Annotated in this window: 17 protein-coding genes; 3 read left to right on the plus strand and 14 right to left on the minus strand. The window is 64.7% G+C overall.

Annotated elements, in window-relative coordinates:
- Window positions 1-3 precede the first annotated feature (3 nt).
- The 13 genes from ACSU1L_RS07475 to ACSU1L_RS07535 all read right to left on the minus strand — a co-directional run bounded on the left by ACSU1L_RS07475 (window position 4) and on the right by ACSU1L_RS07535 (window position 13118).
- The gene (locus tag ACSU1L_RS07475) at window positions 4-324 is read right to left on the minus strand and encodes a 2Fe-2S iron-sulfur cluster-binding protein (protein ID WP_439255273.1); all 321 of its coding nucleotides are present in this window, start codon (window positions 322-324) and stop codon (window positions 4-6) included.
- Window positions 325-354: 30 nt separating this feature from the next.
- Window positions 355-1110, minus strand: a complete 756-nt coding sequence (locus tag ACSU1L_RS07480; protein WP_438253839.1) for an SDR family NAD(P)-dependent oxidoreductase — start codon at window positions 1108-1110, stop codon at window positions 355-357.
- Window positions 1111-1127: 17 nt separating this feature from the next.
- On the minus strand, window positions 1128-2975 hold the full coding sequence (locus ACSU1L_RS07485) for a PEP-utilizing enzyme (protein WP_439255274.1): 1848 nt from the start codon (window positions 2973-2975) through the stop codon (window positions 1128-1130).
- Window positions 2976-3027: 52 nt separating this feature from the next.
- Complete coding sequence (locus ACSU1L_RS07490) at window positions 3028-4101, minus strand: PEP/pyruvate-binding domain-containing protein (RefSeq protein ID WP_439255275.1); 1074 nt, start codon at window positions 4099-4101, stop codon at window positions 3028-3030.
- A gap of 1 nt (window position 4102) precedes the next feature.
- Complete coding sequence (locus ACSU1L_RS07495) at window positions 4103-5407, minus strand: cytochrome P450 (protein ID WP_439255276.1); 1305 nt, start codon at window positions 5405-5407, stop codon at window positions 4103-4105.
- Between the two features lie 87 nt (window positions 5408-5494).
- Window positions 5495-6319, minus strand: coding sequence for an IclR family transcriptional regulator (locus tag ACSU1L_RS07500; protein WP_438253835.1), 825 nt, complete (start codon window positions 6317-6319; stop codon window positions 5495-5497).
- Between the two features lie 131 nt (window positions 6320-6450).
- Window positions 6451-7155 carry a substrate-binding domain-containing protein gene (locus ACSU1L_RS07505; protein ID WP_439255277.1) on the minus strand — a complete coding sequence of 235 codons (705 nt, stop codon included), beginning with the start codon at window positions 7153-7155 and terminating at the stop codon, window positions 6451-6453.
- Entirely contained in the window at window positions 7152-8150 is a 999-nt protein-coding gene (locus tag ACSU1L_RS07510; RefSeq protein WP_439255278.1) for an aldo/keto reductase, read from the minus strand. The genes ACSU1L_RS07505 and ACSU1L_RS07510 overlap by 4 nt, the downstream gene beginning before the upstream one ends.
- Window positions 8147-9109, minus strand: coding sequence for a Gfo/Idh/MocA family oxidoreductase (locus tag ACSU1L_RS07515; RefSeq protein ID WP_439255279.1), 963 nt, complete (start codon window positions 9107-9109; stop codon window positions 8147-8149). The genes ACSU1L_RS07510 and ACSU1L_RS07515 overlap by 4 nt, the downstream gene beginning before the upstream one ends.
- 3 nt (window positions 9110-9112) lie before the next feature.
- Window positions 9113-10432, minus strand: a complete 1320-nt coding sequence (locus ACSU1L_RS07520) for a protocatechuate 4,5-dioxygenase subunit alpha/beta (protein WP_438253831.1) — start codon at window positions 10430-10432, stop codon at window positions 9113-9115.
- A gap of 2 nt (window positions 10433-10434) precedes the next feature.
- A complete protein-coding gene (locus ACSU1L_RS07525) occupies window positions 10435-11370 on the minus strand; it encodes an amidohydrolase family protein (protein WP_439255280.1) in 936 nt (311 codons plus the stop codon).
- Between the two features lie 2 nt (window positions 11371-11372).
- Window positions 11373-12065, minus strand: a complete 693-nt coding sequence (gene ligK / locus ACSU1L_RS07530; RefSeq protein WP_439255281.1) for a 4-carboxy-4-hydroxy-2-oxoadipate aldolase/oxaloacetate decarboxylase — start codon at window positions 12063-12065, stop codon at window positions 11373-11375.
- A gap of 15 nt (window positions 12066-12080) precedes the next feature.
- On the minus strand, window positions 12081-13118 hold the full coding sequence (locus ACSU1L_RS07535; RefSeq protein WP_438253828.1) for an amidohydrolase family protein: 1038 nt from the start codon (window positions 13116-13118) through the stop codon (window positions 12081-12083).
- 120 nt (window positions 13119-13238) lie between these two features.
- On the opposite strand from ACSU1L_RS07535, the gene ACSU1L_RS07540 reads away from it, so the two are divergent.
- Complete coding sequence (locus ACSU1L_RS07540; RefSeq protein WP_439255282.1) at window positions 13239-14153, plus strand: LysR family transcriptional regulator; 915 nt, start codon at window positions 13239-13241, stop codon at window positions 14151-14153.
- Between the two features lie 10 nt (window positions 14154-14163).
- Here ACSU1L_RS07540 and ACSU1L_RS07545 read toward each other — a convergent pair whose 3' ends face one another.
- Complete coding sequence (locus ACSU1L_RS07545; RefSeq protein ID WP_438253826.1) at window positions 14164-14919, minus strand: IclR family transcriptional regulator; 756 nt, start codon at window positions 14917-14919, stop codon at window positions 14164-14166.
- Between the two features lie 104 nt (window positions 14920-15023).
- Here ACSU1L_RS07545 and ACSU1L_RS07550 point away from each other — a divergent pair, with 104 nt between their 5' ends.
- Window positions 15024-15755: an SDR family NAD(P)-dependent oxidoreductase gene (locus ACSU1L_RS07550; protein WP_439255283.1), complete on the plus strand. Its 732-nt coding sequence runs from the start codon at window positions 15024-15026 to the stop codon at window positions 15753-15755.
- Window positions 15756-15763: 8 nt separating this feature from the next.
- Window positions 15764-16555, plus strand: a complete 792-nt coding sequence (locus ACSU1L_RS07555; RefSeq protein WP_439255284.1) for an SDR family NAD(P)-dependent oxidoreductase — start codon at window positions 15764-15766, stop codon at window positions 16553-16555.
- The last annotated feature ends 36 nt before the right edge of the window (window positions 16556-16591 follow it).

The raw sequence follows: 16591 nt of genomic DNA on the forward strand, positions 1-16591 counted from the left end.
GAATCAGATCTGGTCGCTCGGTGTGGTGACGTGGTATTCGCAGCCGTCCTGCAGCTTGATCTGGCAGGACAGACGAGACTCTTCTCGGCGATCGACGGCGGTGCCGTCGAGCATCTCGTCCTCGAGGTCGCCCGGTGCTCCGACAAGATCGCGAGTATCCGCAGCCACGAAGACATGACAGGTGGCGCAGGAGAGACTCCCCCCGCATTCCCCGACGATGCCCGGCACGCCGTTACGGACCGCGGTTTCCATGATCGAATCCCCTGGGCGGCCGTCAATCGCTGTGACGATGCCATTGTCGGCGGTGTAGATGACGGTGCTCATGATTGGTCTCCTTCGGTCAGATATCGGTGCTCAGATGAACTGGCGTCCACCGTCGACGACGATGGTCTGCCCGGTGACGAATGCGCTGGCGGGTGAAGCGAGGTACATCACGGTCCCGACGATGTCCTCGGGCGAGATCGGCCTGCGGATCGCCCCGCGGTCGACACCGTACTCGGCGGCGTTCTCGATCAGCGCGTTGCTGGCCTCGGTGAGAGTGAACCCGGGCGCGACGGTATTGACGGTGATGTCACGCACGCCGAGCTCTTTGGCGAGCACGCGGGTGAGGCCGATGACACCGGCCTTGGATGCGACGTAGTGTGCCCACTGCGCAGATCCGCTGAAGACGGTCGCCGAAGAGATGTTGATCACCCGTCCTCCAGTGGCGAGGTGCGGCGACAGGGCACGAGTCACCTGCCACGGACCTTTGAGGTTCACCGCCATCACCCGATCCCACTCACCCTCGTCGATGTCCTCGAACGGCGAGCGCGTGACTGTCCCGTAGATGGCTGCGTTGTTGATAAGTACGTCGACGGATCCCCCAACGGCTATCGCCGCGGCGGCTAGGGCATCCGTCGACGCACGGTCGGTGACATCCACATGCACCGCGACGGCAGGAACGGCGGCTGTGCGCGAAATCTCAGTAGCGGTTCTGGCGGCCGCATCCGCGTCAATGTCGGCGAGGATCACTCGATCGCCTGACTCGGCGAAGGCTCGAGCGAACTGAGCTCCGAGGCCTCCACCGGCGCCGGTGACCACGACGGTGCGGGCATTCGATGTACCGGTCATGTCAGCTCCTGGGCCGTTCAGTCATCCAGCAGCGTGACGGTGCCGGAGCTTCCGTCCACACGCAGCCGCTGGCCGGTCTTGATCTGCACGGATGCGGTACCGGTGCCGGTGACTGCAGGCATCCCGTACTCTCGACAGACGATGGCAGCGTGACTCATCATGCCGCCGATGTCAGTCACGGTGGCGCGGATCTTGCCAAAGATCGGCCCCCAGCTGGGAGCGGTCACGGGAGCAACGAGGATCTCGCCGTCCTGCACCTCGGAGAGTTGATCTGCGGAGCCGATGACGCGCGCGGGGCCCTCGGCGATGCCGGGAGAGGCAGCCATGCCCTTCAGCGTTCCCTCGGGGACGTCACTCTTGCCCAGCCAGTTCTGGATCTGGTCATCGGTGATTCCCCAGAGCATGAGAGTGAAAGGTTCGGTGATGACCGCCGGCGGCGTGTTCAGGGCAGGCTGCGGTCGTGCGGTCGAGAGTGCGTCCACGATGCCGCGGCGACGCTCGATCTCTGCGGGCCAGCGTGAGGGGCCGATCGCGGGAGCGCCGACCATCCACCCGTTCACATAGTCGAAGAGCACCTCGCGCACCTCGTCGCGGCGCAGGTAGAACATGTCATTCGCCTCGGCCCAGAAACCCGCCTCATGCAGCACGTTCGAGAGCTGGCGGGCCTTTCGCCAGAAGACGCCCATGGTCCAGTGCTCGATGTAGAAGTTGTGGTTCTCGACGTAGGGATAGACCACCCGCGCCAGGCCCAGCTTGCCCTGGAAAGCCGCCAGTTGATCACCCGAGAGCATCTCGGCGTACTCGTCAGTGATGCGGTCGCGCTCTGCGACGAGCGCATCCACGTTTCGGTCGATGTCCGCACCGGCCTGCAGTCGATCAATGTAGCCCTTGATGAACGCCAGCGGGATCGCCGGCACATCACGCCAGTACTGGTCATGTGCGTAGAAGCCGTTGCCTGTTGTGAAGTTGAACCACGGGTCCTGTGCGTCATTCCACGCCTGCATCCACGCTGAACCGGAAGCATGTGCGGCGACCGCCGCCAGTGTCGCCTCGGCATCCGGGGCATCCGAGAAGAGATCGCTCAATCCGTCACGCACCGCGATCTTGGCGAGCTTCTTCAACTCGTCATCCGGGCGGAACAGCTCCATGTCGACGCCCTGCACCATCGTCGCGATGGCGAGGTCGGGGATCCGCGGGAACAACTCCTTGCAGAACATGAACAGGTCGAGGTAGGCGACGTAGCCGAGGTTCAGGAACTCGAAGTGGTACTGCCAGGCACGGTAGGCCAACGAAATGAGGCGGTCGTAGTTCTCCAGGAACTCCGTGGCGGGGCTCGTGCCCTTGCCTGCCAGCACGTCCTCGATCGGGATGACATCCGGCAGTCCGGTGAAGTCGAGTGCTTCAATTTCATCGATCGTAGAACGGAGCTTCTTGTGCCAGTTTTCGAGCAGGCTGTCCCAATTCTCGAAGTAGTGCCCGGCGCGCTTCATGAATTCCGGAACACGCGCCTCGATGTGCTGCGGATCAACCGCAACCGGCGACATGAAGACGTAGCCGTTGTGGATGCGATATTCGATGCCGTTCGCGGTGGGAATGAGTAGCTGACGAGCGTTGTACTGGCCGAGGCAGCCGACGGCAAATTCGAAGCCGATCGTCTCGAAGGGCTTGGTCACCGTGGGCCAGTGCTGGCTGTCACAGAACCAGAACTTGTTCTCCTCCACTTCGCGGAGGTTGTCTTGGAATACGAGGTTGTAGGCGTAGAGGTCCTTCCACCCCTCGGCGCCGGCAGGCGGCTCCTGCTCATAGGGGCTGGGGAAGGAATTGCGTGCGGTGGTGGTGGTGTCTACAGCGGTCGACTCTGACATGACTGCGTCCTTTCGGGGACTGCGGGATCTTCGGAAACTTCGGGTAAGCGGCTCAGCGGCCGATCTGGGTCATCAAAGACTCGGTGATACTGGCGATTCCGAAACCGGAACTCGTCGGCGCGCGATCTGGCTGTTTCGTCGACCACACCGTTTCGGGGCGGGACTGCAGCAGCAGCAGGTTCTCACCGGCGGGCAGTGTGCGATCGATCGCCCACTCAATGTCTTGGGGTGAGCCAAAGTGCTTCTCCGCGCGCTTCGCGATCGCCGCAACAGCGGTGACCTCTTCGTCAGTGAGGCAGCGGATGCTGCGGCGCTCTGCCTCAACCTCGCGTTCGACGACGCCGCGGGATGCAGCATCCGGAACCATCTCCATGTGCTTCTCGCCGATCTGCTCCTCGGAGATCGTCAGGAGGACCTTGTCGATGTGCAGATTGTCGGGAGTGACAGTGCCGGAGACCACGGATTCGCCCAGGCCCCAGGCCGCATCGATGACGATGGTGGAGCGGTCACCGTTGGAGGGGTCGATGGTCATGGCGACTCCGGCCGCTTTCGCGTCGACCATCTTCTGCACCGCGACCGCCATAGATAGGCCCTCGTCCGGGATCTCATTGCGCAGACGGTAGACGATGGCACGCGAGGTGTAGAGCGAGGCCCAGCACTGGCGCACATGCTCAGCGACAGCATCCCGACCGCGTAGCCACAGGTAGGTGTCCTGCTGTCCGGCGAAACTCGCATCCGGTAGGTCTTCAGCCGTGGCCGACGAGCGCACCGCCACTGGCTGCTCTTCACTGAAGCGTTGCTGCAGTGCGGCGTAGGCGCGATCGAACTCGGTGACGATGGCATCCGGAATCTCACGGGTGGAGAATTCGGCGCGAATCTTCTCCGACACGGCGTCGACCTCGGACACGTCGTCGGCGTTGAGTCCCTCGAGCAGATGATCGATCTCATCGGCGAGGCCGGTGAGTTCCACGAAGGAAGTGTATGCAGCAGTGGTCACGGCGAAGCCGGGAGGAACCGGCATCCCCGCCGATGTGAGATTCACCAGCGATGCACACTTGCCACCGAGGTTTTCGATTGTCGTCGCACCTGCCTCGTCAAAGAAGCGGATGAAGAGGTAGTCGTTCATGTCAAGCCTCCCAGGTGACAGGTACGGAGAGCGGCACGCGGAACGAGAGGTTCTCACGGAAGTCGATGTCGGCATCCTCGGCCAGTTGCAGGCCAGGGACCGCGGCGATGGTCTCCTCCAGGGCGATCTTCGCTTGGAGTTTGGCGAGCATGTTGCCGAGGCAGTAGTGGATGCCGAAGCCGAAGGACAGGTGGTTGCGGGCGTCGCTGCGGTCAATGTCGAAAGCGTCGGGGTTTTCAAAGACCTCGGCGTCGCGGTTGGCGGAGCCCATGACCAACAGGACGTTCGCGCCCTTCGGGATCGCCACGCCGCCGATCTCGGTGTCGGCCAGCGCACGGCGGCGCCAGGCGACAATCGAGCCACTAAAGCGGAGCACCTCGTCGACCGCACTGGGGATGCGGCTGGGGTCGTCGACGAGGTGCTCCCACTGATCGCGATGCGACAGCAGCACGCGAATGCAGTTCGCGATCAGGGTCGTGGTGGTCTCGTGCCCTGCGAACAGCAGGCTGTAGCAGAGTGAGGCGATCTCGTGATCGGTGATCTCCGCTCCACCGTCCTGCGCCGTGACGAGGTCGGCGATCAGACTGTCGCCGCCATCTGCGTGTGCGGCCGTCACTAGCGCAATGCACTCTTGCCAGTACTCGACGAGGTTGTGCGCGTGCGGGATCTGATCCTCGTCGTCGAGGTTTCCCCAGGTCATCGCGGCCCGGGAATCCGACCAGCGCTTGTAGGTGGGAACGAGCGAAGGGTCGACGCCGAGCAGAGTGAGGATCGTGATCGTGGGGATGTCATAGGCGACCTGGGCGAAGAAATCGCCGGTGCGGTCGGGGTTCGCGAGCATCTCCTGGAGCGCGGCACGGGTGTTCTCGCGGATCGTGGGCTCGAGTGCCTTGAAACGGCGTGGGGTGAACGCCCGCTGTGCGATGGCTCGAATGCGGGTGTGCTCGGGAGGCATGCGAGCGGAGAGTCCGGAGTAGGCGGTGAAGCCGCCGTCCTTCATGATCTGCGTGGCCTGCGGGCCGCGCTCACGGACCGGTGCCTGCGCGTTCTCACTGGAGAACGTCTCCCAGTTCTCGAACGTCGACTTCACATCGGCGTAGCGGGTAACGACCCAGCAGTCGATGCGCTCGTCGTACATGACTGGCTCGTTGCGACGCAGTTCGGCGTAGGACGGGAACGGGTTCTTCATATCGAACGGCTCATAGCCGTGACGATCGTGGGCGGCCTCAGCCTGAGCGGCTGCACTGTGATCAATGGGGCAGCCGGCTGCAGCTGCGGCTCGGGCTTCGGTTGGCGAGAGCGCCATGACGACTCCTTCGTGTCAGCACCTGATGCATTGGGATTCCGACGACCTTCCGTGAAGTAAAGGTGGGCCGCCGGAACTACTGTTCATCTAACGCTTCGGATCAGGCTTCCGGGTGGTCGACTTCCGCCCAGTGGAAGCGGCTTGCTGAAGTGTCTGCAACGGGAAGCCGCCGACACTCGCTTCGAGGCGTCGCGCGATCCCCCTCATCGCCGGAAGATGACGCTCAATCGATGACGCGGCATCTGTCGTGGTGACCAGCCCCAGGGCAGCGCCGACCACCCCCAGCTGGAACACCGGTACGGCGATCGATGTTGCCCCGAGCCTGGTTTCGTCGACGGTCGTGGCGAAGCTCTGCGACCGCACCGTTGCGAGCTCAGCGCGCAGCGCATCCGGATCGACGTGCGTCAGCGCTGTGCGTCTTTCGAGCGGTTGCGTGATAATCGCCTCGCGCACCCATGGCTCCTCGAATGCGAGCAGCACTTTGCCGACTGCGGTGGCATGCAACGGCAGTCGGCCACCGACGCGCGAAGCCTGCGGTACACGCCTAGTGCCGTATACACGGTCGATGTACAGCGCCTCGGCATTCTCCCTGACTGCGATGTGCACCGTCTCCTGAGTGAGGGTGAAGAGGTCCTGCAGCAGCGGGCGGGCGATCTCGCGCACCTGACGTCCCGCGTGCTGGCCGAGTTCCCACAGCCGCAGCCCGATCTGGTAGCGGCCGTTGTCGTCCCGCTGCAGCGCGCCCCAAGCTTCCAGTTCAGCGACCAGGCGGTGGGTCGTGCTCAACGGCAGTCCGGTCTCGGTGCTGATCTCGGTCAGGCTTCGCGGTGAGAGCGACCTCTCGAAGAGCGCCAGAATCGTGAGCACCCGCCCTGCGACGCTCTGCCCTGGCTCGGATGTACGTCCAGCCATCGGCCACCTCCTCGTGACGAACCGCTTCCGGTGAGTGGAAGTGTACGCGCGAGGCTCTGGGCCGCGCCACCGTGTGCCAGGCAAACAGGGGCGCCGACCGACACGCGTGCCGGCCGAACGGGAGGGCGACGTCAGCGCCCCGGCACCCCGAACGCGTTCTGCACCTTGATCGGCGCAGCCGCCGGCGACGCGAAGAATTTCAGCACCCGACCGGCGCGCTCCTGGTCGACGGATGCCGTTGCCACCGCACCCGCGAAGACGGTGTCGATTGCACAATCGGAGGGCATGACGCCGAGGATGCGGATGCCGCGCTGTCCGACGAGCTCACTGAGCTGCTGGAACCCAAGATCGGCCTCGCCCTCGGCCAATGAGCGGGCCACGGGAACCCCCGGACGCGCCTGCACGAGACGCCCCTCCAGTTCCGAAGAAAGCCCCCACTCCTCGATCATCGACACGAGCGCTGCGCCGCTGGGGCCCGTCGAATAGCCGATGCGGTTCGCGCCGCGCAGCGCCTCGCGCACGCCCTCGGCAGAGTCGAATGCCGCCCCCGCCGGTAGCCCCGCGGGCCCCGCGCCCACCGCTGGAACGGCCACCGCCACCTGAGAGAGCACGAGCGGCACCACGGTGGCGGCATCCACGTGCCCTTCGTCGGCCAGACGAGACAGCGCCGGTTGCGCGAGGAAGACGAGGTCGAAGGCCTCGCCCGCCGCCACACGGTCCGCAGCATCCACTCCCCCGACCGACTCGATGTCGACACGGGCGAGCCCGGTCGCAGCTGTGACGGCTGTCAGATCCGCCAGCACCCGCCGGGTCGCCATCGAGGAAATCGCCTTCACGATGCGTCCTCGAAAGTTTCCGCATCCACCTCGGCGGCAGGACCGGGCGCATAGCGCGGACCCGAAACGGTGGAAGTGGAGATCAGCTCACCGGCACGCGCCAGCAGCGCGGCATCCACCGAAAGCGACAGGGCAGCGAAGTCCTCGCGCATGTGGTCGACGCTCGTGGTGCCCGGAATCGGCACGACATGCTCGCCCCGAGACAGCAGCCATACGAGCGCAAGCTGCGCTGGGGTGCACTCAGCCTCTGCGGCGAGCGCGCGCCATCTGGGCAGCAGTGCTTCGTTCGCGGGCCAGTTGTCAGAAGAGAACCGCGGCATCGCCCGACGGATGTCCTTCTCCGCCAACTCACCTGGATCAGCAACAGAATCACTGAGGAACCCACGTGCGACCGGGGAGAACGCGACCAGCGCGATCCCGGCGTCACTCGTGGCCTCGAGCATCCCGAGTTCCGGGTTCCGACTCCACAGCGAGTACTCGTTCTGCACGGCGGCGATGGGAGCGACCGCCTGCGCCTCGCGCAGCCGCTCAACAGACACCTCCGAAAGCCCGATCGCGCCGATCTTTCCGGCATCCACGAGAGAGGAAAGGGCGCCGACGCTCTCGCCGATCGGTACGGTCTTGTCCCACCGGTGCAGGTAGTACAGGTCGATGTGGTCCACGCCCAAGCGTGAGAGCGAAGCATCCACCTGCGCACCCAAGGTCGAAGGCCGCCCATCGATGACCTTGACGCCATCCACCATCGCCATGCCGCCCTTGCTGGCCAGCACGACCTCGTGGCGGCGTCCACGCAGAGCGCGACCGACGAGCTCCTCGTTACGACCGGCACCGTAGAGCGTGGCCGTATCGAGGTGCGTCACGCCGTCATCGAGAGCAGCACGCAGCAGTGCGAGCCCCTCTTCCTCGGATGGGGGCACGCCATACGCGTGGCTCAGGTTCATGCAGCCCAGCCCCATCCGCGGAAGCGCCCGCGCGCCACCCTCAAGCACAGTCACGCGAGCTGCTTCTCCAGCTGGCCGAGCACCCGGTAGCAGTCGATGACCTGCCGAAGCGAGGAGTTGGGCTCACGTCCCTCACGGATCGCCGAGATGAATTCGCGATCCTGCAGCTCAATGCCGTTCATGCTGACGGCGACGTTCGACACGTCGATCTGTTCTTCCTTGCCGGTGAAGAGGTCGTCGTAGCGGGCGATGTAGGTGTCGGTGTCGCCGATATAGCGGAAGAACGTGCCGAAAGGTCCATCGTTGTTGAACGACAGCGACAGCGTGCAGATGGCCCCGGTCTCGCTCTTGAGCAGGATTCCCATGTCCATGGCGATGCCGAGGTCCGGGTGGATCGGCCCCTGGACAGCGTGAGCCTCGACGATCTTGCCCGCTTGGTACGCGAACAGGTCGACCGTGTGCGCTGCGTGATGCCACAGCAGGTGGTCGGTCCACGACCGCGCCTCGCCCTTGGCGTTCGTGTTGGTGCGGCGGAAGAAGTACGTCTGCACATCCATCTGCTGCACGGCGAATTCACCTGCGTCGATCCGGTTGTGCACGAGCTGATGCGAGGGGTTGAAGCGGCGCGTGTGGCCGACCATCGCGACCAGCTCGGATGCTTCTGCCGCTTCGGCCGCAGCGAGCGTAGCCTCGGCATCCGCCAACGAATCGGCCAGCGGAATCTCGACCTGCACGTGCTTACCCGCGGCGAGCGCGGCCTGCGTCTGCTCCGCGTGCATCCCGGTCGGTGTCGCGAGGATGACAGCATCCACATCATCACGCTCAAGAACGGCCTCGAGACCGACGACGGCGTTCGCGACGCCGTACTGCGCGGCGACGGCATCCGCCTTCTCCTGCGAGGTGGCGCTGACAACAGTCACCTCGGCGTCCTCGATGTTCTTCAGGCCATCGAGATGCTTCATGCCGAAGGCCCCGTTAGCGCCGACGACGGCAACGCGAATCTTGTCAGTCATGCATTACTCCTTCTGGGCGGACGGGTTGGTCAGCACCAGGTGTCCGACCGCCGTATTCGACGCGGGCACATGGTAGAACCGGTGATTCAGCTCCGGGGCATCCCCACCGAACTGGTCATCCATCGCACCGCGGGCGATGAGCCAGTCCACGAGTTCGATGCCCTCAGAGCCCGCCTCGTCAACGTACTCCATGTGCTGCCATTCGGTCAGCCCCAGCGGGTCCTCGATGAGGTGATCCAGGAACGCGTTGTCCCACTCCTCATTGATGAGGCCGGCGCGCGGGCCCTGTAACTGGTGGCTCATGCCGCCGGTGCCCCAGATCTGCACGTTGAGCTCTTCGCCGTCCCATTTGTCCAGCGCTCGGCGCAGTGCCTTGCCCAGCTCGTAGCAACGACGTCCGGACGGCACCGGGTACTGCACGACGTTCACCGCCAGCGGGATGACCCGCACAGGCCACTGCTCCTCGGGGCTGAGCTCACCGAACACGAGCGACAGTGGAACGGTCAGGCCGTGATCGACGACCATCTCGTTGACGAGGGTGAGGTCAAAGTCATCCTGGATCACCGACTGGGCGATATGCGCAGCAAGCTCCGGGTAACCCTTGACGTCCGGAACCGGACGCGGGCCGTAGCCCTCATCAGCAACCGGATACTCGGCGCCCGTACCGAGCACGAAGGTCGGAATGATCGACGCATCGAAGGCAGTGGCGTGGTCGTTGTAAACCAGGATGACGACGTCGGGCTTCTCGTCCTTCACCCACGAGCGCGTCCACTGGTAGCCGTCGAAAACCTTCTTCCAGTACGGCTCTTCGGTCTTGCCGAGATCCATCGCGGCACCGATAGCCGGCACGTGCGAGGTGAACAACGCCGAGGTGTACTTCGCTGGCGCATTCGGACGGAAGGTCTCGGCCTTCTCGCCGGGCGCAGGAGGGGTCCAGCCGTCCAGATCCTTCAGACGGTTACCCTCGGGGCGCCGCCCACCGCCGACCATCATGTCGCGGTACGCGGCCTCGCTCATGCCGGTCATGGAGCCAGCCATCTGCTGGAAGCTCAACCCGTGGGTGGCGCCGATCTTGCTGAGGAAGTAGATGTTCCCGCCCTCAGCGATCATGGTGTTCATATCCATGTCGAGCACGGCCTGACGCTGCACCGGGTTCAGCGGCCACTCGTCGAGATAGGCCTCCTGGTCGGCGAGGAAGCGCGCACGGTTCTCCGGCTTCATCAGCGACATCGAGAACTGGTTGAGGTGGTAGCCCTTGCGGGCCTGGTCGGCATCATAAATCGTGGTGCCCGGAATGTCCTTGTACGGCTTGTCGAGTGCCATGGTCATTCTCCTTCTTGCCAATAGAGGCGGCGCGGATTGTCCACGAGCAGCTTCTTCTGCAGCTCGGGCGTCGTCGCGATCTGGGGGATGTAATCGACCAGCAGCCCGTCGTCAGGCATGTGGTCTTTCAGGTTGGGGTGGGGCCAATCGGTGCCCCACAGCACGCGGTCGGGGAACTCCTCAACCACGCGACGGGCGAACGGCACGACGTCACTGTACGCCTGCTGCTCACCATTAAGGGCGCGGGGACCGGCGACGCTCAGCCGCTCCGGGCATGACACCTTGGTCCACACGTTGTCGTTCTCCCGCATGAAGCGCAAGAACAGTCCGAATTCTTCGCCGTCAACGTCCTTCGTGACGTCAGGCCTACCCATGTGGTCGACGACGACGGGGGCGGGGATGCTGGAGAAGAAGTCGTAGAGCTCGGGGAGGTCCTCTGCCTCGAAGTAGATGACCACATGCCATCCGAGCGGCGTAATCTTCTGAACGATGTCGTCAAGCGAGTCGGTGGGGACCCGGTCGACGAGACGCTTGACGAAGTTGAAGCGCACACCGCGGACGCCCGCCTGATGCAACTCGGCGAGCTGCTCGTCGGTCACGTCGCGGCGAACGGTGGCGACGCCACAGGCACGGCCCTCGCTGCGGTTCAGCGCGTCGACGAGTGCGGAGTTGTCTGCGCCGTGGCAGGTGGCCTGCACGATGACGTTGCGGTCGAAGCCGAGGTGGTCGCGCAGCGCGAACAGCTGCTCGGCCGAAGCATCGCACGGGGTGTACTTGCGCTCGGGGGCGTAGGGGAATTCCGCGCCAGGGCCGAAGACATGGCAGTGCGCGTCGACGGCACCCGCGGGCAGGGTGAACGTCGGCTTCGTGGGACCGTCGTACCAGTCCAGCCAGCCTTCTGACTTCGTGAAGTCACCCGTGGTGTCACCGTGCGCCATGCTCAGTCCCCCACATATTCCAGGCCGGCTTTGGCGAGCGGCTCGCGCATGCCGTACAGGTCGAGTCCGAGGACACCGTCGCGGAACTTCTGGCGCTTTTCCTCTTCGTTGTCTTCGCGCTTCTGGCTGGCATCCGCGACTGCGCCGACGAGCTCGCGCGGAACCACAACGACACCGTCGACGTCGGCGACGATCACGTCTCCCGGGTTGACCAGGGCGTTGGCGGCGACGACCGGCACGTTGACGGAACCGAGCGTGGCCTTGACGGTGCCCTTGGAGTTGATCGCGCGGGAGAAGACCGGGAAGCCCATCTTCTCGAGGTCCTCGACATCGCGAACGCCGCCGTCGATTACGAGGCCCTTGCAGCCACGAGCGGTGAGGGAGGTGGCGAGCAGGTCTCCGAAGAATCCGTCTTCGCTCTCGGTGGTGCAGCCGGCGACGATCACGTCACCCTCCTGCACCTGCTCGGCAGCGACGTGGAACATCCAGTTGTCGCCGGGCTGCAGCAGAACGGTGACGGCGGGACCGCACATCGCCGCACCCTTGTAGACGGGACGAATGTAGGGGCGCATGAGGCCGACGCGGCCCGTCGCCTCGTGGATGGTCGCAACGCCGAACTTCGACAGGCGCGCGACGTCATCGGGGTCGGGGCGCTGGATGTTCGTGTGGACGATGCCGAGGTTATTCAGTCGCATTTTCTTCTCTCGTTCTCAGAGACCGCGAGCGGTCAGGGCGCGGTCAAGGCGCGGGTAGACGCGGCGGGCGTTGCCCTCGAAGACCTGGGCCCGCTGGGTGTCGGTGAGGTTCGCGGTGGCGTCGACGTACTTCTTGGTGTCGTCGAAGTAGTGACCGGTGCGCGGATCGATGTCGCGGACCGCGCCGATCATCTCGCTCGCGAACAGGATGTTGTCGGTGGGGATGACGTCGGTCAGCAGGTCGATACCGGGCTGGTGATAGACGCAGGTGTCGACGTAGACGTTGTCGAGCAGGTATTCCTCGAGCTCGGGCTTGCCGAGTGCCATCGCGAGTCCGCGGAAGCGGCCCCAGTGGTAAGGGATCGCCCCGCCGCCGTGCGGGATGACGAGCTTCAGGTCGGGGAAATCCTTGAAGAGGGTGTCGCCGCCGCGGATCAGCTGCATGAAGGCCGTCGTGTCGGCGTTGAGGTAGTGGTCACCGGTGGTGTGCATCACGTCGGGCATGCACGTGGAGCTCACGTGGATCATGGCCGGGAGCTCGTACTCGACGAGCTTCTCGTAGATCGGGTACCAGGACCGGTCGGTGATCGCCGGGGACGTCCAGCGGCCGGCCGACGGGTCGGGGTTGATGTTGACCGTGACAGCCCCGAGTTCCTCGACGGCGCGAGTGATCTCCGCGACGGTGGTCTTCGGGTCCTCGCCCGGGGACTGCGGGAGCATAGCGCCCATCATGAACCGGTCGGGGAACAGCGAGCTGACGCGTGCGACGAGGTCGTTGCACATGCGTGCCCAGGTCGCGCTGACTTCACGGTCGCCGATGTGGTGCGCCATGAACGATGCACGCGGGCTGAAGACGGTGAGGTCGCTGCCGCGTTCGTTCATCAGGCGGAGCTGGTTCTTCTCGATGCTCTCGCGGATGTCGTCGTCGCTGACCTCGAGCGCGGCGGGGTCAGGAGCGTCACCCTCGCCCTTCGTGAAGGCGATCTGCTGTTCACGCCAAGCGCCGACCTGCGCGGGAGCCGTCGTGTAATGGCCGTGGATGTCAATGATCAACGTGTGTCGTCCTTGTCACTCGGATGCTGTCACTCGGATGCTGTTGCTCACGACTCTAGGTCGCCGTTTCCATACAGTCCAATAGATGTTTTGCACCCAAACTATAGATACGCTCTATACATGGTCATGGCGGATCTCAACCAGCTGCGCACCTTCGTCGTGCTCTACGAGTTGCGCAGCGTGACAGCCGCTGCCGAACGCCTGCACGTGACGCAGCCGACGGTCAGCTACACCCTGCGGCGCCTGCGCGAGAAGTTCGGCGATGAGCTGTTCCGCCGTGAGGGGCGGGACATGGTGCCGACGGCGAAAGCCACTGCGCTGTTCGCCCCGTTGCACGAAGCCCTCGCGCAGATCGACGAAACGGTCAGCGATCCGGATGCGTTCGAGCCCGCCGGTTTCAGCGGCGAGCTGGCGCTCGGGCTCACCTCGATCGGCGAGCAGACGTTCCTGCCGCCGATCATGGCGGCACTCGCCCGGGAAGCGGCGAGTCCGCACCTGCAGGTGCAGCGATTGGATTCTGACCAGGTCGAGGACGGACTGATCCGCGGCACGATCGACCTGGCGATGACCGTTTCGATGATCGGCAGTCCGCGGCTGTGGCGCACGCACGTGCGGGCCGTCGAATACGTGGCGCTGACCTCAGTTGCGCATCCGTTACCCCTGACCGGGACGGACATGTTCGCCGGACGTCATTTCGTGCGCGTCTCAGCGCGCGGAGGGCACGTGTTCCCGCTTCAGGTGCTGACCGAGCACGCACTCATGTCGCAGGTCGCGCTCACGGTCGAGGAGTACGCGACGGTGCCCGCTGTGCTGCAGGCCACCGACCTCGTCGTACTGCTGCCGAGGCACGTCGCCGAGGTGTTCAGCGGATGGTTCCAAGGGCTGCGGATCACCGATCTTCCGTGGCCCGCGCAGTCGACGCCGGTCTCGCTGTACACCCGGCGCGAGGCGAGCCTGTCACCGGCCCAGAAGTGGTTCCGTCACGTGGTGCTCGACGCCGTCGCCGCCGGCGAGTACCGGCGCAGGCCCGCGTGACGGATTCTTCTTAGGAACGCCGCCCGGCGACGGCGTCCGCCACCTCGATGAGATCCTGCATCCACTTCTCGCCGAGTTCGCGGGTGAAGCGGGCGATCGGCAGCGCAATACTGAAGGCCACGCGCTGACCTCCGAATTCCCCGACCGAGATCGACAGCGCGGCGACGCCCGGCTCGCTCTCTTCGAAGTTCCATGCGATCCGCGATCGGCGCACATCATCGAGCTGCTCCCGAAGCGAATCCAGGTCGACACCGACGTGCTGCGCTCTTGGGCTCGCCAGGGCGACTTTGTAACGCGCGTCGACCTCTTCGTCGGTCAGATCCGCCAGCAGAACCTTTCCACCGGACGTGACGTGCGCTGGGAGCCACACTCCTACGCGCAGTCCGAAGCGCAGAATGTGCGTGCGCGCCTCAATGCCGTCCAAGTGCAGAATGCGCGTGCCGACGAGCGCGGCGACATGCACAGTCTCCCCCGTGCGCTCGAAGAGGTCTTCCAGCGCCGGACGCAGTCGATCGGTCAGCTGCGGAATCCGTGTCGAAAGGCCGGGGTTATGCAGAGCGGGCCCGACCGAGTACCGACGATCGCGCCCCTGCGCGGCAAAGCCGTCCTGCACGAGCGTCGCGAGCAGACGCTGCGCAGTCGAGGCATTGACATCGAGCGCCGCTGCCGCTTCCGTCACCCCCAGATTTCCTTCTTCGATCAGGAGTTTCAGCAGGACAAGCGCCCGGTGGACGGACTCAACTCGCGGAGCATCTTTGCGTATCACGCAAAACAGACTACCTTGCATTGCTTAGCGCGCAATATCCCTCTATCATCGCAACGTCCGGGAAAAACTCCGTACCCCAACGAACGATGAAGTTTGAGGATTCAATGCCGATCAGAACAGACGCAGACCGCGGCGCTATCGTCGTCGGCGCATCGAGCGGAATGGGCGCGGCCATCGTGCGCCGACTCGTCGCAGACGGCATCGAGGTCGTCGCCCTTGATCTCGCCACCGCACAATGGCCCGCTGACCTCGGCGCGACTACCAGCTCGATAGACGTCACTGACCCCGAAGGCGTCGCGCGTGCCATCGCCGAAGCATCCGCACACCTCGCGCACCTCGACATCGTCGTGAACTGCGCCGGCATCCTCGGCCCGGTCACCCCCACCCTCGAGACCGATCAAGCAACCTTCTCCCGGATCGTCGGACTGAACCTCGGCGGTGCGTTCGCCGTCACGCGGGCCGCACTTGCGCACCTCGTGCCACAGGGCTTTGGCCGGATCATCCACATCGCCTCGATCGCCGGCAAGGAGGGCAACCCGCAGATGGCCGCCTACTCCGCATCAAAGGCGGGAGTCATCGGCATGGTCAAGGCGATCGGCCGCGAGTACGCGGCAAGCGGCGTGACCGTCAACGCCATCGCCCCGGCATCCATCGACACCCCCCTTATCCAGGGGATGACGGCAGAGCGTCGCGAGGTGCAGAAGTCGCTCATTCCGATGGGCAGGTTCGGCACGGCCGAAGAGATCGCCGGCCTTGTCGCCTACATCGCCTCTCCCGATTCCTCGTTCACTACGGGCTTCGTCTTCGACGCCTCCGGTGGCCGGGCCACCTACTAGGAGCACTTATGAACACCACCACGCGCAGCGCGATCGTCACGGGCGGAGGCGGCGGCATTGGCCGCATCGTCTCCGAGCGACTCGCCTCGGTCGGCTACCGGGTCGTTATCGCCGACGCCTCCGCCGATTCGGCCGAAGCCGTCGGAGCATCCCTTCCCACACCGAACGGTGGCCACCGAGTGGTCACCGGAGATCTCACCAGCCCCGAAACGAACCGCGCCGCCGTCGAGGCCGCCCGCGAACTCGGGACGCTGAGCGTTCTCGTCAACGGGGTCGGAATCTCTCCCAAGGACGAAGGTCGCAAGCGTCCGTTCTACGACGTCTCTCCTGACGAATGGGATCTCGTGATGGCCGTCAATGTGAAGGCGCCGCTGCTGTTGGTGCAAGAAGCCTTCCGGCACATGCCAACAGACGGATCGGCATCCATCGTCAATATCCTCTCGATCGCGTCGCGCCTCGGCACCGGCGGTCTCCCGAGCGACACATTCCCGCCCTTCCTTCCGTCATCCATCGCATACGCCGCCTCGAAGGGCGCTCTGCAGAACGTGACCGCCTCACTGTCGCGTGAGCTCTCGAGCTTCCACATCCGCGTCAACGGCGTCGCGCCCGGATTCGTACAGACGCAGATGACTGGCGGGGTGCCATCGGCCGAGGCGCAGCAGATGATCGGGCAGGTTCCGATGGCACGCTTCGCCCAGCCGAGTGAGATCGCGGACGCGATCGAGTTCCTCATCAGCGACAACGCCTCGTACATCACGGGCGCGAGCCTCGACGTCAACGGCGGCATGCTCACCTGCTGAGCGACCAGCTTCCCCATCCACCGAACAACCACAGAA

Source organism: Microbacterium sp. A94, assembly GCF_051842855.1.
Lineage (GTDB): Bacteria > Actinomycetota > Actinomycetes > Actinomycetales > Microbacteriaceae > Microbacterium.

What these genes read in the sequence shown, in the direction of transcription:
- ACSU1L_RS07485 (WP_439255274.1), bottom strand. Translation starts at nt 2,975, where the DNA reads ATGTCAGAGTCGACCGCTGTAGACACCACCACCACCGCACGCAATTCC.
- ligK (WP_439255281.1), bottom strand. Translation starts at nt 12,065, where the DNA reads ATGCGACTGAATAACCTCGGCATCGTCCACACGAACATCCAGCGCCCC.
- ACSU1L_RS07490 (WP_439255275.1), bottom strand. Translation starts at nt 4,101, where the DNA reads ATGAACGACTACCTCTTCATCCGCTTCTTTGACGAGGCAGGTGCGACG.
- ACSU1L_RS07480 (WP_438253839.1), bottom strand. Translation starts at nt 1,110, where the DNA reads ATGACCGGTACATCGAATGCCCGCACCGTCGTGGTCACCGGCGCCGGT.
- ACSU1L_RS07550 (WP_439255283.1), top strand. Translation starts at nt 15,024, where the DNA reads ATGCCGATCAGAACAGACGCAGACCGCGGCGCTATCGTCGTCGGCGCA.
- ACSU1L_RS07525 (WP_439255280.1), bottom strand. Translation starts at nt 11,370, where the DNA reads ATGGCGCACGGTGACACCACGGGTGACTTCACGAAGTCAGAAGGCTGG.
- ACSU1L_RS07540 (WP_439255282.1), top strand. Translation starts at nt 13,239, where the DNA reads ATGGTCATGGCGGATCTCAACCAGCTGCGCACCTTCGTCGTGCTCTAC.
- ACSU1L_RS07555 (WP_439255284.1), top strand. Translation starts at nt 15,764, where the DNA reads ATGAACACCACCACGCGCAGCGCGATCGTCACGGGCGGAGGCGGCGGC.
- ACSU1L_RS07515 (WP_439255279.1), bottom strand. Translation starts at nt 9,109, where the DNA reads ATGACTGACAAGATTCGCGTTGCCGTCGTCGGCGCTAACGGGGCCTTC.
- ACSU1L_RS07495 (WP_439255276.1), bottom strand. Translation starts at nt 5,407, where the DNA reads ATGGCGCTCTCGCCAACCGAAGCCCGAGCCGCAGCTGCAGCCGGCTGC.
- ACSU1L_RS07475 (WP_439255273.1), bottom strand. Translation starts at nt 324, where the DNA reads ATGAGCACCGTCATCTACACCGCCGACAATGGCATCGTCACAGCGATT.
- ACSU1L_RS07520 (WP_438253831.1), bottom strand. Translation starts at nt 10,432, where the DNA reads ATGGCACTCGACAAGCCGTACAAGGACATTCCGGGCACCACGATTTAT.
- ACSU1L_RS07500 (WP_438253835.1), bottom strand. Translation starts at nt 6,319, where the DNA reads ATGGCTGGACGTACATCCGAGCCAGGGCAGAGCGTCGCAGGGCGGGTG.